General features: G+C 59.8%; 18 protein-coding genes. 16 read left to right on the forward strand and 2 right to left on the reverse strand.

Features of this window, described 5'->3' with window-relative positions; all coding sequences use genetic code 11:
* Nucleotides 1–2 precede the first annotated feature (2 nt).
* The 6 genes from ccoS (at nucleotide 3) to rplA (ending at nucleotide 3,658) form a co-directional block, all read left to right on the forward strand.
* The gene (gene ccoS / locus AC2FM5_RS05120; protein ID WP_093964337.1) at nucleotides 3–161 is read left to right on the forward strand and encodes a cbb3-type cytochrome oxidase assembly protein CcoS; all 159 of its coding nucleotides are present in this window, start codon (nucleotides 3–5) and stop codon (nucleotides 159–161) included.
* Nucleotides 162–250: 89 nt separating this feature from the next.
* The gene (gene secE / locus AC2FM5_RS05125; protein WP_093964338.1) at nucleotides 251–448 is read left to right on the forward strand and encodes a preprotein translocase subunit SecE; all 198 of its coding nucleotides are present in this window, start codon (nucleotides 251–253) and stop codon (nucleotides 446–448) included.
* A gap of 247 nt (nucleotides 449–695) precedes the next feature.
* A complete protein-coding gene (gene nusG / locus AC2FM5_RS05130) occupies nucleotides 696–1,229 on the forward strand; it encodes a transcription termination/antitermination protein NusG (protein ID WP_093964422.1) in 534 nt (177 codons plus the stop codon).
* Between the two features lie 221 nt (nucleotides 1,230–1,450).
* Nucleotides 1,451–2,278, forward strand: a complete 828-nt coding sequence (locus AC2FM5_RS05135; protein ID WP_170360928.1) for a DUF2189 domain-containing protein — start codon at nucleotides 1,451–1,453, stop codon at nucleotides 2,276–2,278.
* A gap of 230 nt (nucleotides 2,279–2,508) precedes the next feature.
* Nucleotides 2,509–2,958, forward strand: a complete 450-nt coding sequence (rplK, locus tag AC2FM5_RS05140) for a 50S ribosomal protein L11 (protein ID WP_093964340.1) — start codon at nucleotides 2,509–2,511, stop codon at nucleotides 2,956–2,958.
* 1 nt (nucleotide 2,959) lies between these two features.
* On the forward strand, nucleotides 2,960–3,658 hold the full coding sequence (gene rplA, locus AC2FM5_RS05145) for a 50S ribosomal protein L1 (RefSeq protein ID WP_093964341.1): 699 nt from the start codon (nucleotides 2,960–2,962) through the stop codon (nucleotides 3,656–3,658).
* Between the two features lie 65 nt (nucleotides 3,659–3,723).
* On the opposite strand, the gene AC2FM5_RS05150 is transcribed toward rplA, so the two are convergent.
* A complete protein-coding gene (locus tag AC2FM5_RS05150; protein ID WP_170360933.1) occupies nucleotides 3,724–4,995 on the reverse strand; it encodes a DUF2254 domain-containing protein in 1,272 nt (423 codons plus the stop codon).
* 331 nt (nucleotides 4,996–5,326) lie between these two features.
* On the opposite strand from AC2FM5_RS05150, the gene rplJ reads away from it, so the two are divergent.
* The 6 genes from rplJ to AC2FM5_RS05180 all read left to right on the forward strand — a co-directional run bounded on the left by rplJ (nucleotide 5,327) and on the right by AC2FM5_RS05180 (nucleotide 17,302).
* Nucleotides 5,327–5,845, forward strand: a complete 519-nt coding sequence (gene rplJ, locus AC2FM5_RS05155) for a 50S ribosomal protein L10 (protein WP_093964423.1) — start codon at nucleotides 5,327–5,329, stop codon at nucleotides 5,843–5,845.
* Nucleotides 5,846–5,924: 79 nt separating this feature from the next.
* Nucleotides 5,925–6,302, forward strand: a complete 378-nt coding sequence (rplL, locus tag AC2FM5_RS05160) for a 50S ribosomal protein L7/L12 (protein ID WP_093964343.1) — start codon at nucleotides 5,925–5,927, stop codon at nucleotides 6,300–6,302.
* A gap of 251 nt (nucleotides 6,303–6,553) precedes the next feature.
* Nucleotides 6,554–10,690, forward strand: coding sequence for a DNA-directed RNA polymerase subunit beta (gene rpoB, locus AC2FM5_RS05165; RefSeq protein WP_170341436.1), 4,137 nt, complete (start codon nucleotides 6,554–6,556; stop codon nucleotides 10,688–10,690).
* Nucleotides 10,691–10,740: 50 nt separating this feature from the next.
* A complete protein-coding gene (gene rpoC / locus AC2FM5_RS05170; protein ID WP_170391105.1) occupies nucleotides 10,741–14,982 on the forward strand; it encodes a DNA-directed RNA polymerase subunit beta' in 4,242 nt (1,413 codons plus the stop codon).
* Nucleotides 14,983–15,150: 168 nt separating this feature from the next.
* Nucleotides 15,151–16,287 carry an HlyD family secretion protein gene (locus tag AC2FM5_RS05175; protein ID WP_496734238.1) on the forward strand — a complete coding sequence of 379 codons (1,137 nt, stop codon included), beginning with the start codon at nucleotides 15,151–15,153 and terminating at the stop codon, nucleotides 16,285–16,287.
* Between the two features lie 145 nt (nucleotides 16,288–16,432).
* Nucleotides 16,433–17,302 carry a DMT family transporter gene (locus AC2FM5_RS05180; protein WP_170342451.1) on the forward strand — a complete coding sequence of 290 codons (870 nt, stop codon included), beginning with the start codon at nucleotides 16,433–16,435 and terminating at the stop codon, nucleotides 17,300–17,302.
* Here AC2FM5_RS05180 and AC2FM5_RS05185 read toward each other — a convergent pair.
* A complete protein-coding gene (locus tag AC2FM5_RS05185; protein WP_496734240.1) occupies nucleotides 17,287–18,093 on the reverse strand; it encodes a putative rhamnosyl transferase in 807 nt (268 codons plus the stop codon). The genes AC2FM5_RS05180 and AC2FM5_RS05185 overlap by 16 nt on opposite strands.
* A 374-nt stretch (nucleotides 18,094–18,467) precedes the next feature.
* On the opposite strand from AC2FM5_RS05185, the gene rpsL reads away from it, so the two are divergent.
* The 4 genes from rpsL to AC2FM5_RS05205 all read left to right on the forward strand — a co-directional run.
* Entirely contained in the window at nucleotides 18,468–18,839 is a 372-nt protein-coding gene (rpsL, locus tag AC2FM5_RS05190; protein WP_005980675.1) for a 30S ribosomal protein S12, read from the forward strand.
* A gap of 15 nt (nucleotides 18,840–18,854) precedes the next feature.
* Nucleotides 18,855–19,325: a 30S ribosomal protein S7 gene (rpsG, locus tag AC2FM5_RS05195; RefSeq protein WP_093964348.1), complete on the forward strand. Its 471-nt coding sequence runs from the start codon at nucleotides 18,855–18,857 to the stop codon at nucleotides 19,323–19,325.
* Between the two features lie 18 nt (nucleotides 19,326–19,343).
* Nucleotides 19,344–21,461 (forward strand): elongation factor G, encoded by a 2,118-nt coding sequence (gene fusA / locus AC2FM5_RS05200; RefSeq protein ID WP_170360942.1) that lies wholly within the window; start codon nucleotides 19,344–19,346, stop codon nucleotides 21,459–21,461.
* A 60-nt stretch (nucleotides 21,462–21,521) separates the two neighbouring features.
* The coding region (locus tag AC2FM5_RS05205; RefSeq protein ID WP_170611170.1) for a GTP-binding protein at nucleotides 21,522–21,632 on the forward strand (111 nt) is incomplete at its 3' end.

A 21,632-nucleotide genomic window follows, 5' to 3' on the forward strand; every position in this document is an offset into this window, starting at 1 on the left:
TTATGGAAGTTCTGGCCTATCTGATACCGATTTCGCTGCTGTTGGGCGGTGTTGGGCTGGTGGCGTTCATCTACACGGTCCGCAGCAACCAATATGACGACCCCGAAGGCGATGCCCGACGGATTCTGAGCAACGAGTGGGATGATCGCCCCAAGTCCTGACCGGGTGCAATCGTGATGCCGACGGCCCTTGAAATTGCCGCAATGCCCGGCTATGTCCGGCCCATCCGCTAGCAGAGAGACCAAGCCTAATGGCCACCACAAACCCGATCCAGTTCATTCAGCAAGTCCGTGCCGAAGTTGCAAAGGTCGTCTGGCCGACGCGGCGCGAGGTTCTGCTGACCACGGTCATGGTGTTCATCATGGCGGCTCTGACTGCCGTGTTCTTTGCTCTGGTGGATCTGGGCATTCGCGGCGGTCTGCAACTGATCCTGGGTATGTTCAGCTAAAGCCGACTGCCGGGTCCCGTCGGATCGCGCCGAGGTGCGCCCGCTTCGGGCGCCCGACCGGCACTGCCCCCTTGCACAGCAGGCAATGTCAGAGTAGTTGACGCGGGACCTTTCGGGATGGGCGTGCGGCGATTCGGACTGCGCGCCGCTTTTTATTCCGGAACACGCGGCCGGACCGCGACAAAATTTCAATTCAGGTGCGTCCGCCCGACGCGGCGCGCCAAAGGCAAACAAGGACGACAGGTTCATGGCGAAACGGTGGTACTCGGTCAGCGTTCTTTCGAATTTCGAAAAGAAGATCGCAGAGCAGATCCGCACGTCGGTGGCCGAGCACGGCCTTGAGGACGAGATCGACGAGGTTCTGGTTCCCACCGAAGAGGTCATCGAGGTGCGCCGGGGCAAGAAGGTCACGACTGAACGCCGTTTCATGCCCGGCTACGTTCTGGTGCACATGGAAATGTCGGATCAGGGCTATCACCTGATCAACTCGATCAACCGGGTCACCGGTTTCCTGGGTCCGCAGGGCCGCCCGATGCCGATGCGCGACGCCGAGGTGAACCAGATTCTCAACCGTGTTCAGGAAGGTGAAGAAGCACCCAAGCTGATGATCAGCTTCGAGGTTGGCGAGAAGGTCAAAGTCAACGACGGCCCGTTCGAGGATTTCGACGGTATGGTCGAGGGCGTGGACGACGAGAACCAGAAGCTGAAGGTTACCGTCTCGATCTTCGGGCGCGAAACTCCGGTCGAGCTGGACTTTACGCAGGTCACCAAGCAGAGCTGATCTTTCCTGCAGGAACTGATCGTGCAGAAATCGAACGCGCCGCCGTAACAGGCGGCGCAACTGTTTCTGGTGGTTGCCGGTAAGGTTACGCCACAGCCTTGGCCGCTTGCCCTAACTCCTTGCCTGATGCACACTTGTGCTTGGTACAGGTATGACCGTTGCGCAGCCGGGCTCGTGGGCCAGAGGATTTGCGCGCAGTGATGCTTTGGGAGGACTCTGTCATGACATCCAAGGCTGCAGGCCCCACGCCACCCGACGAGCTGACCCCGCCTCAGCGGACGATCCCTGTGGTCAACACGGTCACCGCCGCCGACATCACCGACTCGCTGAAGGCCGGGTTTTCCGACTTTCTGGCGCGTCCCATAATGAGCGGATTTTTCGGACTGTTCTATGCCGTTTTCGGGTTTCTGCTGGTCTGGAGCCTGGTCTGGCTTGGCAAGATTTGGATGATCATTCCCGCCGTCGTGGGATTTCCGCTGGTCGCCCCTTTCGCCGCTGCAGGCCTCTATGAGATGTCGCGTCGACTTCAGGCCGGAGAGGATTTTGGCTGGTCGGAAATACTGACGGTCATGGCCAATCAGCGTAAGCGGGAGATGGGCTGGATGGCCTTCGTTACGCTGTTCGTTTTCTGGGTATGGATCTACCAGGTTCGGCTTTGGTTGGCGATCATCCTGCAGAATGCCTCGTTTTCGGATTTCGACGGTTTCCTGAACACCGTGTTCTTTACCCCCCAAGGCTGGGCTTTCCTGGCAGTTGGCACCTGCGTCGGCGCGTTTCTGTCCGCCGTTCTGTTTTCGGTGACTGTTGTTGCCATGCCCTTGCTGCTGGATCGCGACACCGATTTCGTAACGGCCATGCTTACATCGCTCCGCGTTGTCGCCGAAAGCCCTGTGGTCATGCTTGGCTGGGCGGCCATCATCTCGGTCACGATGCTGTTGTCGCTGGTGCCGGCGTTTCTGGGGCTTGTCTTTACGTTGCCGATCCTTGGGCATACCACTTGGCACCTCTACCAGCGCGCCGTTCAGCCGGAGGCGTCTGCCGGTCCATAGCGGGGGCGGAGCCTGCATGCCGGCGAACGCCGTTGGGGAGGAGGCTTCGCCAGCCATCCGGTTTTCAGTGGCATGCTCTTGCCAACCCATTCGTTCCCCTGTAAACGCCGCCCCTATCGTCTTCGGGCGAGATTCTCTCGTGGGAGATCGCAGGGATCGCGATTCCGGATCGGACCACGCAACATAAAACCGGATGGGACGCGTCCCATTCACGTTGAAAGGAAAACCAAATGGCCAAGAAGCTTGCTGGTACGATGAAGCTGCAGGTTCCTGCAGGTCAGGCGAATCCGTCGCCGCCAGTTGGTCCGGCGCTGGGTCAGCGCGGCATCAACATCATGGAATTCTGCAAGGCGTTCAACGCCAAGACCGCAGACATGGAGCCCGGCGCTCCGTGCCCGACAGTGATCACCTACTATCAGGACAAGTCCTTCACCATGGACATCAAGACGCCGCCCGCGTCTTACTACCTGAAGAAGGCGGCCGGTCTGAAGCCGGTCGGCAAGCGCAACCGCCCCCGTGGCGCGGAGAACCCCGGCCGTGAGACCGTGGCAACCGTGACCACCAAGCAAGTGCGCGAGATCGCCGAAGCCAAAATGAAGGATCTGAACGCCAACGACGTCGAAGGCGCAATGAAGATCATCCTGGGCTCGGCCCGTTCCATGGGCATCGAGGTGAAGTAAGATGGCAAAACTCGGTAAACGTACCCGCGCAGCGCGCGAAGCCGTCGCCGGCAAGGAAAACCTGTCGGTCGAAGAGGCTGTTGCACTGGTCAAGGCCAACGCAACGTCGAAGTTTGACGAAACCATCGAAATCGCCATGAACCTGGGCGTCGACACCCGTCACGCAGACCAGATGGTGCGCGGCGTCGTCGGTCTGCCCAACGGCACCGGCAAGGACATGCGCGTTGCTGTCTTCGCGCGCGGCCCCAAGGCTGACGAGGCGAAAGAAGCCGGTGCGGACATCGTCGGCGCCGAGGACCTGATGGAAAGCATCCAGGCCGGCAACATCGACTTTGATCGTTGCATCGCAACCCCGGACATGATGCCGATCGTCGGTCGTCTGGGTAAGGTTCTTGGCCCCCGCAACCTGATGCCGAACCCCAAGGTCGGCACCGTGACCATGGACGTGAAAGCGGCCGTGGAAGCAGCCAAGGGCGGTGAAGTTCAGTTCAAGGCGGAAAAAGGTGGTGTCGTGCACGCAGGCGTTGGCAAGGCGTCGTTCGACGAAGCCAAGCTGGCGGAAAACGTCCGCGCCTTCATCTCGGCCGTTGCCAAGGCGAAGCCGTCGGGCGCCAAGGGCACCTATATGAAGAAAATCGCGCTGAGCTCGACCATGGGCCCCGGCGTGACCGTGGATGTGGCGCAAGCTTCGGGCGAATAAGCCGACACGTTCTTTCGGAAATTCGAACCCCGGGCGGTCATCCTGCCCGGGGTTTTCTTTTGCTCTCAAATAGCAGGTTCGACTGTGACCTGATTGGGTATTTCGCGCACGCGTGCCTTGTCGGCCTCCAGCCTGAGGTCGCGCTCGGCAACGGTCAATGCCTGGTTCGCAGCCGCGTGGGCCGCGGTTGTCATTGCACCGTCTTGAGTCTGCGTCAGTCGGGTCAGCGCGCTGAGAATGGCCTCGTGGACTTCGACCTTGTCACCGGCATCCCGGGAAATGGCCGCATAAGCGTCACGCAGGAATGTGTCGATCGCGATCTCCGGGGCATGGATTCTCGGGAATTGCGGGTCGGCGGGCTGGGTGGGCCGCGAGCCAAGTGGGAGGAGAACCCGCAGCAACCTCTCGACCATCTGAATTGCAGTCATCGGGTCGTTGATACCCGGTGAGAGCGCGCGCTGCGCGATTTCGGACAGGGTTTGAATGCCAAAGCGGGGGTCTTGATTGAAGCTGCGCTCGGTCCCGATCACGAAGGCTTCCCGGATGGTTTCACCATCCATTTTCCGGGTCGCTCTGGCCAGGGGTTGGCCTTCGGTCACGAACTGCCCCGGCAGCGCCATGATCCAGATCTCGCAGTCGTTCTCTTCGGCGCAGGAATGCAGCATGCCGACATCCACGTGGCGCACGTTCCCAGTCGAACTGGCCCGCACGTCGTGCCCGGTTCGCGGAACATCCGCGGCGGCTTGATATGGAATGGCGCCGAGGCACGGCAGTTCCATGGCTCGGGTCATGGTGTCCCTGGCGTTTTTTTCTATCTTGCGTGCCGTTTCGGAGATGCTGCCATAGCTGGGCAATTGGTCGATCCAGAGCAAGAGCGCCAGTGTCACCAAAAAGATCACCACCAAGGTGAACGCAAGCGCAACGGCGATGGATTGCTGGGTGTAGACCCCGGTTTCGACAAGGATCAGCGATACGAGCGCGAAGATGAATGCGCCGAGAAACGTGGCCAGCACATTTTGCGAGACACTGTCTTCTTCGATCACCTGCTGGGCGCGGGGGGAGGACTGGTTCGAGGCCCATCGCTGTGCCGCGACCATGATCGACAGCGAAAAGGTCGTGACCGCCAGCATGGATGACGCCAGAATGCCGAGGATCTTTGCCACGGCCTCGGTGCTCAGCCGTTGTGCGAGAAAGTCGGGGACGAAGCCGCCGAGGTAGGTGCCAATCCCCGCGCTGACCACGGCGAGAGCGGCGATCAGGCTGGTACGAACCCATAATTGGCGAGAAATCTGACGAAACAGGAATTGCGGCTTGGAAATGGATTTCAACTTGATCATCCGTTGATCCTGTTCGGGTTTGCGGTCATTGTCTACCGGCTTGGGGTTCGGGCAATTTACCCCTTGGAAACCCCGGCCATCTACCCTAAAGAGGGCTGCGGAATAAAGCGTGCGATTCGTCGTGCGCTTTATTTCGTTTCGTCCAAGACGGTGGGTGGGTCCTTCCGGCCCCTTAATTCCCTGCCTGAGACGGGTAAGACCAAAGAATTTCGAGGGTCCTGACCCTCGGGCGCATTTTGGCCAATCCCGTAACAACGGACCTGAACGCCGGGGCGCAGCCCTCGGCAAATATGAGCCGGGGTGAAATATCGCCCCTAACTTGGAGAGAACTGTGGATAGAGCCCAGAAAGAGAAAGTGGTCGAGGAACTCGGCCAAATCTTCGAAAGCTCTGGCGTCGTAGTGGTTGCTCACTACGCCGGTCTGACAGTTGCCGAGATGCAGGACCTTCGCGCACGTGCTCGTGACGCGGGCGGCTCCGTGCGTGTTGCCAAGAACAGGCTCGCCAAAATCGCCCTCGACGGTAAGCCATGTGCGAGCATTGCTGACCTGCTGACGGGTATGACTGTTCTGACCTATTCCGAGGACCCCGTGGCAGCAGCCAAGGTAGCCGAGGACTTCGCTAAGGAGAACCAGAAGTTCGAGATCCTTGGCGGTGCAATGGGCGAGAACGCTCTGGACCGGGCTGGTGTCACAGCCGTGTCGAAAATGCCGTCGCGTGAAGAGCTTATTGCTTCGATCGTGGGCTGCATCGGCGCGCCTGCTTCGAACATCGCCGGTGCAATTGGCGCACCTGCAAGCAACATCGCAAGCATCCTTTCCACCATCGAAGAGAAGGCGGAAGCTGCGTAAGCGGTTGGCACTGAATGATCTGCGTGGGGCACATGCCCTGACGTTGGAACACACACTGTAAACGGAAAGAGCTGATACAATGGCTGATCTGAAGAAACTGGCAGAAGAGATCGTTGGTCTGACCCTGCTGGAAGCACAAGAACTGAAAACCATCCTCAAGGACGAGTACGGCATCGAACCCGCAGCTGGCGGCGCCGTCATGGTCGCAGGCGCAGCTGGCGATGCCGGCGGTGCAGCTGAGGAAGAGAAAACCGAATTCGACGTCGTTCTGAAGAACGCCGGCGCTTCGAAAATCAACGTCATCAAAGAAGTTCGCGGCATCACCGGCCTGGGCCTGAAAGAAGCCAAGGAACTGGTCGAAGCCGGCGGCAAGATCAAAGAAGGCGTGGACAAGGCAGAAGCCGAAGAGATCAAGGGCAAGCTGGAAGCAGCTGGCGCCGAGGTCGAGCTGGCCTAAGCCTGTCTTTCGGTGCATCGCGGATGCGCCGTGGAATTTGGCTGGGCCCGGAGAAATCCGGGTCCAGCCGAACCTGTCTTAGAAAGGGCCTCATGTGCTGGGGCGTTTTCTAAGACGCGGTTCGCGGATCGGGAGGCTACCATTCGGGACGGTGGCCACGAATTGATCCGGACGTGTCGTCTCGTATGTGCAAGGCGCCGGGGCCCGACGGTGTTTTTGCCCGCTGAGAACATCGAAAGGTGACATCTGACATGGCTCAATCGTTCCTTGGCCAGAAACGTCTTCGGAAATACTACGGCAAAATCCGCGAAGTCCTGGAAATGCCGAACCTCATCGAGGTCCAGAAATCCTCCTATGATCTATTCCTGCGCTCTGGCGATGCCGACCAGCCGACCGACGGCGAAGGTATCAATGGCGTGTTCCAATCGGTCTTTCCGATCAAGGATTTCAACGAAACTTCCGTGCTGGAATTCGTGAAATACGAGCTGGAAAAGCCGAAATACGACGTTGAAGAGTGCATGCAGCGCGATATGACCTACAGCGCGCCGCTGAAGGTCACTCTGCGCCTGATCGTGTTTGATGTCGACGAAGACACCGGGGCCAAATCGGTCAAGGACATCAAGGAACAGGACGTGTTCATGGGCGACATGCCCCTGATGACGCCGAACGGCACCTTCATCGTGAACGGCACCGAGCGCGTGATCGTGTCCCAGATGCACCGGTCGCCCGGTGTGTTCTTCGACCACGACAAGGGCAAGACTCACTCCTCGGGCAAGCTGCTGTTTGCCTGCCGCATTATCCCGTACCGCGGCAGCTGGCTGGACTTCGAGTTCGACGCCAAGGACATCGTCTACGCACGCATCGACCGTCGCCGCAAACTGCCGGTGACCACGCTGCTCTATGCCCTGGGCCTGGACCAGGAAGCGATCATGGACGCGTATTACGACACCGTGTCCTACAAGCTGAACAAGAAGAAGGGCTGGGTCACCCCGTTCTTCCCCGAACGTGTGCGCGGCACCCGCCCCACCTATGACCTGATCGACGCAAAAAGCGGTGAAGTGATTGCCGAAGCCGGCAAGAAGGTCACCCCGCGCGCGGTCAAACAGCTGATCGACGAGGGCAAGGTCACTGACCTACTGGTGCCGTTCGACCACATCGTCGGCAAGTTCGTCGCCAAGGACATCATCAATGAAGAAACCGGTGCGATCTATGTCGAAGCCGGTGATGAGCTGACGCTGGAATATGACAAGGATGGCGAGCTGATCGGCGGCACCGTGAAGGAGCTGATCGATGCCGGCATCACCGATATTCCGGTTCTGGACATCGACAACATCAACGTCGGTCCGTACATCCGCAACACCATGGCGCAGGACAAGAACATGGGCCGCGAAAGCGCGCTGATGGACATCTACCGCGTCATGCGTCCGGGCGAGCCGCCCACCGTCGAGGCCGCGTCGGCTCTGTTCGACACCCTGTTCTTCGACAGCGAGCGCTATGATCTGTCGGCCGTTGGCCGCGTGAAGATGAACATGCGCCTGAACCTGGATGCTCCGGACACCCTGCGGACTCTGCGCCGCGAAGACATCGTGGCCTGCATCAAGGCACTGGTCGAGCTTCGTGACGGCAAAGGCGACGTGGACGACATCGACCACCTAGGCAACCGTCGTGTGCGCTCGGTCGGTGAACTGATGGAAAACCAGTACCGCGTCGGCCTGCTGCGCATGGAACGCGCCATCAAAGAGCGCATGTCGTCGGTCGAGATCGACACCGTCATGCCGCAGGACCTGATCAACGCGAAACCGGCGGCGGCCGCCGTGCGTGAATTCTTCGGCAGCTCGCAGCTGTCGCAGTTCATGGACCAGACCAACCCGCTGTCGGAAGTCACCCACAAACGCCGCCTGTCGGCGCTTGGCCCGGGTGGTCTGACGCGCGAGCGTGCGGGTTTTGAGGTGCGCGACGTGCACCCGACCCACTATGGCCGGATGTGCCCGATTGAAACGCCTGAAGGTCCGAACATCGGTCTGATCAACTCGCTGGCCACCTTTGCCCGCGTGAACAAGTACGGTTTCATCGAAACCCCCTATCGCGTTGTGAAAGGCGGGCAGGTGACCGACGAGGTCCACTACATGTCCGCGACCGAGGAGATGCGTCACACCGTGGCTCAGGCCAACGCGACGCTGGATACGGATGGCAAGTTCATCAACGATCTGGTCTCGACCCGTCAGGCCGGTGACTACACGCTTGCCCCGCGCGAAAATGTGGACCTGATCGACGTGTCGCCGAAACAGCTGGTTTCGGTTGCTGCATCGCTGATCCCGTTCCTTGAAAATGACGACGCCAACCGCGCTCTGATGGGCTCGAACATGCAACGTCAGGCGGTTCCGCTGCTGCGGGCCGAGGCGCCGCTGGTCGGTACCGGGATTGAGGAAAAGGTTGCGATCGACTCGGGTGCTGCGATCCAGGCGAAACGTGCCGGCATCATCGACCAGGTTGATGCCCAGCGTATCGTTATCCGCGCCACCGAAGATCTGGAGCTGGGCGATGCCGGCGTTGACATCTATCGTCTGCGCAAATTCCAGCGGTCGAACCAGAACACCTGCATTAACCAGCGTCCGCTGATCAAGGTGGGTGACACCGTCCAGAAGGGCGAAGTCATTGCCGATGGTCCGTCGACCGATATGGGTGAACTGGCCTTGGGTAAGAACGTGGTCGTCGCGTTCATGCCGTGGAACGGTTACAACTACGAAGACTCGATCCTGATCTCGGAACGTATCGCACGTGACGACGTCTTTACCTCGGTCCATATCGAGGAATTCGAAGTCGCCGCCCGTGACACCAAGCTGGGTCCGGAAGAGATCACCCGCGACATCCCGAACGTCGGTGAAGAAGCGCTGCGCAACCTCGACGAGGCGGGCATCGTTTACATCGGTGCGGATGTTGAGCCGGGCGATATTCTGGTAGGCAAGATCACTCCGAAGGGCGAAAGCCCGATGACCCCGGAAGAAAAGCTGCTGCGCGCCATCTTTGGTGAAAAGGCATCTGACGTGCGCGATACCTCGCTGCGCGTGAAACCGGGCGATTACGGTACGGTCGTCGAAGTCCGCGTCTTCAACCGTCACGGCGTCGAGAAAGACGAGCGTGCGCTGCAGATCGAGCGTGAGGAAGTCGAACGTCTGGCCCGTGACCGGGACGACGAACTGGCGATCCTCGACCGCAACATCTATGCGCGTCTCAAGTCGATGATCCTGGGCAAAACCGCCGTCAAGGGGCCGAAAGGCGTCAAGGCGGGGTCGGAGATCACCGAAGAGCTGCTCGAGTCGCTGACCCGCGGTCAGTGGTGGCAGCTGGCGCTGGAAGACGAGAAGGACGCCCAGATCGTCGAGGCTCTGAACGAGCAGTACGAGGTGCAGAAACGCGCCCTGGATGCCCGTTTCGAGGACAAGGTCGAGAAGGTCCGCCGTGGCGACGACCTGCCGCCGGGCGTGATGAAGATGGTCAAGGTCTTCATCGCCGTGAAGCGCAAGCTGCAGCCGGGCGACAAGATGGCCGGCCGTCACGGCAACAAGGGTGTGATCTCGAAGGTCGTGCCGATGGAGGACATGCCGTTCCTTGCGGATGGTACTCCGGTCGACTTCTGTCTGAACCCTCTGGGCGTGCCGTCGCGTATGAACGTCGGTCAGATCCTTGAAACCCACATGGGTTGGGCCGCGCGCGGTCTGGGTCTGAAGATCGACGAGGCGCTGCAGGAATACCGCCGCTCGGGCGACCTGACACCGGTCCGTGACGCGATGAAACACGCCTATGGCGAGGATGTCTACGAAGAGGGCATCAGCGGCATGGACGAAGATCAGCTGATCGAAGCGGCCAGCAACGTGACCCGCGGTGTTCCGATCGCAACCCCGGTCTTTGACGGCGCCAAAGAGGCCGACGTCAACGACGCGCTGATCCGCGCCGGTTTCTCGGAAAGCGGTCAGTCGATCCTGTTCGACGGCCGCACCGGCGAGCAGTTCGCGCGTCCGGTGACCGTGGGCATCAAGTACCTGCTGAAACTGCACCACCTGGTGGACGACAAGATCCACGCGCGTTCGACCGGGCCGTACAGCCTGGTGACCCAGCAGCCGCTGGGCGGCAAGGCGCAGTTCGGTGGTCAGCGCTTTGGTGAGATGGAGGTCTGGGCTCTGGAAGCTTACGGCGCCGCCTACACCCTGCAGGAGATGCTCACCGTGAAATCGGATGACGTCGCCGGCCGGACCAAGGTCTATGAGTCGATCGTCAAGGGCGAGGATAACTTCGAGGCGGGCGTACCGGAATCGTTCAACGTTCTGGTTAAAGAAGTCCGTGGCCTCGGCCTGAATATGGAACTCCTGGATGCGGAGGTTGAGGAGTAAGGGCGCTGCCCTTTCTCTCGTCCCCCCTTCCGCAAGATTTGAGGTAACAAATGAACCAGGAAATCACCAACAACCCGTTCAACCCGCTGACGCCGCCCAAGGTTTTCGACGAGATCAAGGTCTCGTTGGCGTCGCCCGAGCGGATCCTGTCTTGGTCCTATGGCGAGATCAAGAAACCCGAAACCATCAACTACCGGACGTTCAAGCCCGAACGTGACGGCCTGTTCTGCGCCCGTATCTTTGGCCCGATCAAAGACTACGAATGTCTGTGCGGCAAATATAAGCGGATGAAGTATCGCGGCGTCGTCTGCGAGAAATGCGGTGTGGAAGTCACCCTGCAGAAGGTCCGCCGCGAGCGTATGGGCCACATCGAACTGGCCGCGCCCGTCGCGCATATCTGGTTCCTGAAATCGCTGCCGTCCCGCATCGGTCTGATGCTGGACATGACGCTGCGCGATCTGGAACGGGTTCTGTACTTTGAAAACTATGTCGTCATCGAGCCCGGTCTGACGGACCTGACCTACGGCCAGATGCTGACCGAGGAAGAGTACATGGACGCGCAGGATGCTTATGGCATGGACGCGTTCACCGCGAATATCGGTGCCGAAGCCATCCGTGAGATGCTGGCCCAGATCGATCTGGAAGCCGAAGCCGAGCAACTGCGCGCTGATCTGGCCGAAGCCACCGGCGAGCTGAAGCCCAAGAAGATCATCAAGCGTCTGAAGGTTGTTGAATCCTTCCTCGAGTCCGGCAACCGGCCCGAGTGGATGGTGATGACCGTGATTCCGGTCATTCCGCCGGAACTGCGTCCGCTGGTTCCGCTGGATGGTGGCCGTTTTGCGACTTCGGATCTGAATGATCTGTATCGCCGTGTCATCAACCGGAACAACCGTCTGAAGCGCCTGATCGAACTGCGTGCACCTGACATCATCGTCCGCAACGAAAAGCGGATGCTGCAGGAATCTGTTGATGCTCTGTTTGACAACGGCCGTCGTGGCCGCGTGATCACCGGCGCCAACAAGCGTCCGCTGAAATCGCTGTCGGACATGCTGAAAGGCAAGCAGGGCCGCTTCCGTCAGAACCTTCTGGGCAAGCGCGTCGACTTCTCGGGCCGTTCGGTCATCGTGACCGGCCCCGAGCTCAAGCTGCACCAGTGTGGTCTGCCCAAGAAGATGGCGCTGGAATTGTTCAAGCCGTTCATCTACTCGCGCCTTGAAGCCAAGGGTCTGTCTTCGACCGTGAAGCAGGCGAAGAAGCTGGTCGAGAAAGAGCGTCCCGAAGTGTGGGATATCCTCGACGAGGTGATCCGCGAACACCCAGTCATGCTGAACCGTGCGCCGACACTGCACCGTCTTGGCATTCAGGCGTTCGAGCCGGTCCTGATCGAAGGTAAAGCCATCCAGCTGCACCCGCTGGTCTGTTCGGCCTTCAACGCCGACTTCGACGGTGACCAGATGGCCGTTCACGTCCCGCTGAGCCTTGAGGCGCAGCTGGAAGCGCGTGTTCTGATGATGTCGACGAACAACGTTCTGTCGCCTGCAAACGGCGCTCCGATCATCGTTCCGTCGCAGGACATGATCCTGGGTCTCTACTACGTGACCCTGGAACGCGAAGGCATGCCCGGCGAAGGCAAGGTCTTTGGTTCGATCGACGAAGTCCAGCACGCGCTGGACGCGGGCGAGGTGCACCTGCACTCGAAAATCACCGCGCGGATCACCCAGATCGACGAAGAAGGCAACGAGGTTCAGAAGCGTTTTGAAACCACGCCGGGCCGTGTTCGCTTGGGGGCTCTGCTGCCCAAGAACAACAAGGCACCGTTTGAACTGGTCAACCGCCTGTTGCGGAAGAAAGAAGTGCAACAGGTGATCGACACCGTCTACCGCTACTGCGGCCAGAAAGAGTCGGTGATCTTCTGCGACCAGATCATGTCGATGGGCTTCAAGGAAGCTTTCAAGGCCGGTATTTCGTTCGGCAAGGACGACATGGTGATCCCCGAGGACAAGTGGGGCATCGTGGACGAAACCCGCGAACAGGTGAAAGACTTCGAACAGCAGTACATGGACGGCCTGATCACTCAGGGCGAAAAGTACAACAAGGTTGTCGATGCCTGGTCGAAGTGTAACGACCGCGTAACCGAAGCCATGATGCGCACCATCTCGGCCGTGGCCAAGGATGAGGGCGGCGCCGACAAAGAGCCGAACTCGGTCTACATGATGGCGCACTCCGGTGCGCGTGGCTCGGTAACCCAGATGAAGCAGCTGGGCGGCATGCGCGGCCTGATGGCCAAGCCGAACGGCGACATCATCGAGACGCCGATCATCTCGAACTTCAAGGAAGGTCTGACCGTTCTTGAATACTTCAACTCGACCCACGGTGCCCGTAAGGGTCTGTCGGATACCGCTCTGAAGACGGCGAACTCGGGCTACCTGACCCGTCGTCTTGTTGACGTGGCGCAGGATTGCATCGTGCGCGAGGTTGATTGTGGAACCGACCGTGCGATCACGGCCGAAGCTGCGGTCAATGACGGTGAAGTCGTCGCATCGCTGGCGGAACGCGTTCTGGGCCGTGTGGCCGCAGATGACGTTCTGCGTCCGGGAACCGACGAGGTCATCGTCGCCGCCGGACAGCTGATCGACGAACGCATGGCCGATACGATCGACGAGGCCGGTGTTGCCTCGATGCGCATCCGCTCACCTCTGACCTGTGAGTCCGAGGAAGGTGTCTGTGCAACCTGCTACGGTCGTGACCTTGCACGCGGGACCATGGTGAACACCGGTGAGGCTGTCGGCATCATCGCCGCGCAGTCGATCGGTGAACCGGGTACGCAGCTGACGATGCGGACCTTCCACATCGGTGGTGTTGCGCAAGGTGGTCAGCAGTCGTTCCAGGAAGCGAACCAGGACGGTGTCGTTGCCTTTGAGAACCCGCAGATTCTGGTCAATGCCGCCGGCGAAAGTCTGGTCATGGGCCGGAACATGAAGCTGGTGATCAAGGATGAGCACGGCGAAGAGCGCGCCAGCTTCAAGCTGGGCTACGGTTCGAAGCTGTTCGTCAAGGAAGGCACCAAGGTCAAGCGCGGCGACAAGCTGTTCGAGTGGGACCCCTACACCCTGCCGATCATTGCCGAGAAAGCCGGTACCGCAAAATACGTCGACCTGGTTTCGGGCATTGCTGTCCGCGACGAGACCGACGATGCAACCGGCATGACCCAGAAGATCGTGATCGACTGGCGCGCGGCCCCTAAAGGCAGCGATCTGAAGCCCGAGATTATTCTGGTGGACGACAACGGCGAGCCGGTCCGCAACGATGCGGGCAACCCGGTTCACTATCCGATGTCTGTGGACGCGATCCTGTCGGTCGAAGACGGTCAGAAGATCGAAGCCGGTGACGTTGTTGCGCGTATCCCGCGTGAAGGCGCCAAGACCAAGGACATCACCGGTGGTCTGCCGCGTGTGGCCGAACTGTTCGAAGCGCGTCGTCCGAAAGATCACGCAATCATCGCGGAAGCCGATGGTTACGTGCGCTTTGGCCGCGACTACAAGAACAAGCGCCGCATCAGTATCGAGCCGGTCGATGAGTCGCTGGAGACGATCGAGTACATGGTGCCCAAGGGCAAGCACATCCCGGTGCAGGAAGGCGACTTCGTGCAGAAGGGTGACTACATCATGGACGGCAACCCTGCTCCGCACGACATCCTGTCGATCATGGGTGTCGAGGCGCTGGCCGATTACATGATCAACGAGGTGCAAGAGGTCTACCGCCTGCAGGGCGTGAAGATCAACGACAAGCACATCGAGGTCATCGTGCGCCAGATGCTGCAGAAGTGGGAGATCCTGGACTCGGGCGACACCACCTTGCTGAAGGGCGAACATGTCGACAAGCAGGAGTTCGACGCGGCCAACGAAAAGACCATCGCCCGCGGTGGTCGTCCGGCCCAGGGCGAGCCGATCCTTCTGGGGATCACCAAGGCATCGCTGCAAACGCGTTCGTTCATCTCGGCGGCGTCGTTCCAGGAAACCACCCGTGTGCTGACCGAAGCTTCGGTTCAGGGCAAGAAGGACAAGCTGGTTGGCCTGAAAGAGAACGTCATCGTCGGCCGTCTGATCCCGGCCGGTACCGGTGGTGCGACACAGCGTGTCCGCCAGATCGCGCAGCAGCGTGACAATGTCGTCATCGAGGCACGTCGCGAAGAGGCCGAGGCCGCAGCCGCGCTGGCCGCTCCGATGATGGATGATGACATGGTCGGCGATGAGCTGGACTCGCTGGTGGAAACTCCGGAAAGCCGCGAATAATATCGGCGACGAGAAACTCAGAAAGGCCCTGCGGTTCCGCGGGGCCTTTTTTGTTTCGGCCGGTGCCGGAAGCGGCCAGGGTTCGATCCAAACACTGTGATTTCAAACGGAACTGCTGCATACTCAAAAATCAGAATGTGGTAATGGAATTGCTCCCGTCATCACTGTTTGGAACTCAACACGGGTCTTGATCGGATGCTCATAGTCCTTGGATTGTATTTTGGCGTGATTTGGCTGGTCTTCTCCAAGTTCAGCCTGCTGCCCTGGAATGGCTTCTGGAAGACCGTTTCATACGGTGGGGCCGCCGTCGTCGCGTTGGTTGTCATCGGCGCACTCAACCACACGGCGCCTACGGGGCCTGTGTCGGTTCTGGGTGTTCAGACAAGCATTGTGCCTAATGTCTCCGGAACGGTCGTCGAAGTTGCCGTTGAGCCGAACCAGAAGGTCAACGAAGGCGATCTCTTGTTCAGAATCGATCCCGAATTCTACGTGCTCGAGGTAGCGCGGCTGGAGGCATCTCTGGAAGCCGCCCGGTCGGCAGCGGACCAATTGACCACGGATCTGGCGGCTGCCGAAGCCGATATCGCTTCATTGACCGCGCAACTTGTTTTTGGGCAGCAGCGGCGGGATGACATCGTTCAACTGGAAGAGCGTGGCGCATCCACCACCTTCAAACTGCAGGAAGCGGTCGCGACGATCGAACAGCTCACCGCAAGCATTCGTGCAGCAGAAGCGCGAAAAGCGGGGCTGGAGCGCCGGATTGCAGCTCAGATCGACGGTGAGGATGTGGCGGTCGTGGAGGCCGAACAGGCGCTTGCGCAGGCCGAATGGAACCTCAAGCAGACGGAAGTCTACGCGCCGGGCGAAGGGATCGTCAGTGCGGTCACGCTGCGCCCGGGCAATCGCGCGACAACATTCCAGGGCGCATTGACCTTCATAGATCCGACGAACCACGCGTTGGTGGCCTCGCTGCCCCAATCCAGCCGATCCAATGTCGGCCTTGGCGATGAAATCCGTGTGGCGCTGCGAACCCAGCCGGGATCCGAGATCACGGGAACTATTTCGGGGTTCCCGCCGGCCTTGTCAGAGGGCGCACTGGATCTCCGCTCCGGTTTACCTTCAATGCGCGAACTTGTCGGGATCACCAGCTTTCCGGTCCTCATCGAACTTCCTGGCGATGTACCTCTGGAAACACTTCAATTCGGCGCGTCGGGCACCGCGCTTGTGATGACCGACAAGGCCGGGCCGATTTCGCCACTTGCAGAGATACTGTTCTGGGTCACGCAGAAGCTGAACTACCTGTAGGCGGCAACGCAGAAACCCACCCCATGGCAGTGATCAGGTACAACTGCGATCGGACCAAACAAAATCGAATTGGCCGTATCACAAGTTGACAATCTGCTCAGGTGAGATGCCAATGCCGGGACCAGATTGAAACCGGGCCACGGCAATGACACCGAACGTCAAAGGCGCCCTGCTGATGATGGGCAGCATGGCCGCATTCACTGTGAACGACACGCTGGTCAAAGCGGCTGGTCAGGAGGTGCCACTGTTCCAACTGGTGGCTCTGCGTGGGTTGTTGGCGACCATCCTGGTTTTTGCGTTGGCGCGGCATCTGGGGGCATTGCATCTGCGGTTCGGGCGGCACGACCGCTGGTTGGTGGCTTTTCGTTGCGTGGCGGAATTGTCGGCGACGTTCTTCTTCCTCACGGCTTTGATGCACATGCCGCTGGCCAATGTGACCGCGGTTCTGCAGGCCCTGCCGCTGACCGTAACCCTGGGTGCGGCCCTGTTCTTTTCGGAACAGATCGGGTGGCGGCGGATCATGGCCATTGCATTGGGGTTTGCAGGCATGTTGCTGATCGTGCGACCGGGTCCGGACGGATTCAGCATCTACGCCATGTATGCCTTGATTGCCGTCATCTGCGTGACGGCTCGGGATTTGATCACCCGCCGAATGTCGCCCGAGGTGCCGTCGATGGTCGTCACTTTGGCAACCTCATTGACGATTACCACCGGTGCGGCAATTGCCTCGGTCTTCCAGGGTTGGGTGCCGATGACGGCCGGGTCGGGGATGTTGATTGCCTCGGCAGCAGTTTTCGTCCTGCTGGGGTATCTCTTCAGCGTCATGGTGATGCGCGTTGGCGAGGTCAGCTTTGTCGCGCCGTTCCGATACTCGAGCCTGATCTGGGCCTTGGGTCTGGGATGGGCGGTATTCGGAGATTGGCCTGACCGGATCACCATGCTGGGTGCCGCACTGGTGGTCACCGCGGGCCTGTTCACCCTCTTTCGCGAGCGGGCACTTCAGGCGTCCGAATAGACGCGTCGGACCACCGCCGGATCAATTGCAAACCGGGTTTCGAACTGCTTTGCCAGAGCGGGGGTCAACGGTTCCAGCTTGGCCTTGCTTGTGCGGGTGTTGGGTGAATCGTTGAACCCGTTGAGAGTGCGCACCCACATCGGCGGTTCGTTCTGGCTGATGACTGGCATGAAGTTGCCGATCTTTTGGTGGGCAAAGTTCATGATCGTCAGCTCACAACCGCCACGCACATACATCCCAAAACCAACACCCAGCAGGGACCGGTGAACCGGCGTGGCCTGGATTCCGCTGGCGTCGAACCGGGCAAGAAAGCCGTGATTGAAATCGATGGCAACCATCTTGTTGCGCCGCACCAGCCCTTCGGCGTCCTGAACCGCGCGGCGCAGCAATTCGACGAAATCTACCGCTATCGCGTCGTCGTCATCATGACGGAATTGCAGGCATGGCAGGTCAGGGTTCAAGCGTGCCCGGTTCAGGACGTCCTTCATGACAGAGCGATGCCGGCCGGGTTCCCGCGAGACGATTTGCACTTGTTTCATGCCCGAAGTCAGGTCGTTCAGACGATCGCGGGCGACCCGAGGCAGGCAGGTCCCGGTCACGATCACAAACTGAAACCGCGGATCCGTCTGGGCGCGCAGGGCGGGCAGGGCACAGGCCTCGAACAGGCGGAACCGCGCGTCCAGACGCCGGGGGTCATACAGATAGCGCCGGCGCGCTTCGACCGACTCGTGCATGGTCTGGAACCCGCCGATGGCCGGGTAGGAGAAACGGCACAGACCAATGACTTGCATCTTCACTTCCGGTAGGAATACACCAGTGCGGACTATGCCCCGAGGGATGTGACACCGCAACCGATGTCGCTTCCGCCGCGACGCACGGCTGCAAGGCGGGCGGGCATCTGCCGGGGCTGTTGACAGTCGGGCCGACTCCCCCTATACGCCCGTCATCTCGGTACCGGGGGCCGCCCCAAAACCGATTTCAGTATTGAACTGGTCAAGGCCCGGACAATTTTGCAGTTCGCGCCCTCTGATAACCAACCGCGACGTTCACCTCGGAATGGGAACGCTCGCGGGTTTTGCGCTTGTGGACGCATTGGCGCAGCGAAGTTAGCCGCACGCAACGCGCGTGCATGTCATGTGTGTTGCAAAACGGGGAAGAAACCGGAATGCCAACTATTCAACAGCTGATCCGCAAACCGCGGCAGCCCAAAGTAAAACGCTCGAAGTCCATGCACCTGGAGCAGTGCCCGCAGAAGCGCGGCGTCTGCACCCGCGTGTATACCACCACGCCGAAGAAGCCGAACTCGGCTATGCGTAAGGTTGCCAAAGTGCGCCTGACCAACGGTTACGAAGTCATTTCGTACATCCCGGGTGAAAGCCACAACCTGCAAGAGCACTCGGTTGTTCTGATCCGTGGCGGCCGTGTGAAAGACCTTCCGGGTGTCCGCTACCACATCCTGCGTGGTGTTCTGGATACCCAGGGCGTCAAAGACCGTAAGCAACGTCGTTCGAAATACGGCGCGAAGCGTCCCAAGTAAGAAGGAGAGGCTGATATGTCACGTCGTCACGCCGCCGAAAAACGCGAAGTCCTGCCTGACGCCAAATTTGGCGACAAGGTCCTGACCAAGTTCATGAACAACCTGATGATCGACGGCAAGAAGTCGGTCGCAGAGCGTATCGTCTACAACGCCTTCGACCGCGTTGAGAGCAAGATCAAACGCGCTCCTGTCGAGGTGTTCCACGAAGCACTCGACAACATCAAGCCGTCGGTCGAGGTTCGCTCGCGCCGGGTTGGTGGTGCAACCTACCAGGTTCCGGTCGAAGTGCGCCCCGAGCGCCGCGAAGCTCTGGCCATCCGCTGGCTGATCACCGCCGCGCGCGGCCGCAACGAGAACACCATGGAAGAACGCCTCGCCGGCGAACTGCTGGACGCCGTACAGTCCCGCGGTACTGCCGTTAAGAAGCGCGAAGACACCCACAAGATGGCCGAGGCGAACAAAGCCTTCAGCCACTATCGTTGGTAATCCCAGAGGCTTATCCAAATGGCACGCGAATATCCGCTCGAACTATACCGTAACTTCGGTATCATGGCGCACATCGATGCAGGCAAGACCACCTGCTCGGAGCGTATCCTGTATTACACCGGCAAATCCCACAACATCGGTGAGGTGCACGATGGTGCAGCCACCATGGACTGGATGGAGCAGGAGCAGGAACGCGGCATCACCATCACTTCGGCTGCGACCACCACCTTCTGGGAGCGCACCGAGGACGGTCAGACCGCCGATACCCCCAAGCACCGCCTGAACATCATCGACACCCCCGGCCACGTTGACTTCACCATCGAAGTCGAGCGTTCGCTGGCGGTTCTCGACGGTGCCGTCTGCGTTCTGGACGCAAACGCCGGTGTCGAACCCCAGACCGAAACCGTGTGGCGTCAGGCTGACCGCTACAAAGTTCCGCGCATGGTCTTCGTCAACAAGATGGACAAGATCGGCGCCGACTTCTTCAACTGCGTTCGCATGATCGAAGACCGCACCGGCGCGCGCGCCGTCCCTGTCGGTATCCCGATCGGTGCAGAGAACGAGCTGGAAGGCCTGATCGACCTGGTCACCATGGAAGAATGGCTGTGGCAGGGCGAAGACCTGGGCGCAAGCTGGGTCAAAGCTCCGATCCGCGACAGCCTGAAGGACATGGCTGAAGAATGGCGCGGCAAGATGATCGAAGCGGCCGTCGAAGAAGACGACGACGCGATGATGGAATACCTGGAAGGCAACGAGCCCGACATTCCGACCCTGCGCAAACTGCTGCGCAAGGGCACCCTGGCGCTGCACTTCGTGCCGGTTCTGGGTGGTTCGGCGTTCAAGAACAAAGGTGTTCAGCCGCTGCTCAACGCCGTGATCGACTATCTGCCCAGCCCGCTGGACGTTGTCGACTACATGGGCTTCAAACCCGGTGACGAGGAAGAAGTCCGTAACATCGCGCGTCGCGCTGACGATGACATGGCCTTCTCGGGCCTGGCGTTCAAAATCATGAACGACCCCTTCGTTGGCTCGCTGACCTTCACCCGGATCTACTCGGGCGTTCTGAACAAGGGCGACTCGATCCTGAACTCGACCAAAGGCAAGAAAGAGCGCATCGGTCGTATGATGATGATGCACTCGAACAACCGGGAAGAGATCGAAGAAGCGTTCGCAGGCGACATCATCGCTCTGGCGGGTCTGAAAGACACCACCACCGGTGACACCCTTTGCGATCCGAAGGATCCCGTGGTTCTGGAAACCATGACCTTCCCCGATCCGGTGATCGAGATCGCGGTCGAGCCCAAAACCAAGGGCGACCAGGAAAAGATGTCTCAGGGTCTGGCCCGTCTGGCCGCCGAAGACCCGTCCTTCCGCGTGGAAACCGACCTGGAATCGGGTCAGACCATCATGAAGGGCATGGGCGAACTTCACCTGGACATCCTGGTCGACCGTCTGAAGCGCGAGTTCAAGGTCGAAGCCAACATCGGTGCGCCGCAGGTGGCCTATCGTGAGACCATCTCGATGCCGATCGAACACACCTACACCCACAAGAAACAGTCGGGTGGTTCGGGTCAGTTCGCTGAGGTCAAGCTCGAGATCACTCCGACCGAACCGGGCGAAGGTTATTCGTTCGAAAGCCGCATCGTTGGTGGTGCCGTTCCGAAGGAATACATCCCGGGTGTCGAAAAAGGCATCCAGTCCGTCATGGACAGCGGCCCGCTGGCCGGCTTCCCCGTGATCGACTTCAAGGTTGCCCTGTTGGACGGTAAATTCCACGACGTCGACTCGAGCGTTCTGGCGTTCGAAATCGCGGCGCGGATGTGCATGCGCGAAGGTCTGAAAAAGGCCGGCGCGAAACTGCTGGAACCGATCATGAAGGTCGAAGTGATCACCCCGGAAGAATATACCGGCGGTATCATCGGCGACCTGACTTCGCGTCGGGGCCAGGTGTCTGGACAAGAGCCGCGCGGCAACGCGATTGCGATCGACGCATTCGTGCCGCTGGCCAACATGTTCGGCTACATCAACACTCTGCGTTCGATGTCGTCGGGCCGCGCCCAGTTCACCATGCAGTTCGACCACTATGATCCGGTTCCGCAGAACATCGCGGAAGAGATCCAGGCAAAATACGCATAACCGAAAAATAGAGGGAGCCTGCTGCCCGGGCTCCCTTCATTTCCGAAAAAGGAGGCCATCATGGCAAAGGAAAAGTTTGAGCGTAATAAGCCGCACGTCAACATTGGCACGATTGGCCACGTTGACCACGGCAAGACGACGCTGACCGCAGCAATCACCAAGTATTTCGGC

The sequence above is a fragment of the Ruegeria sp. BHSA162 genome (assembly GCF_059613385.1).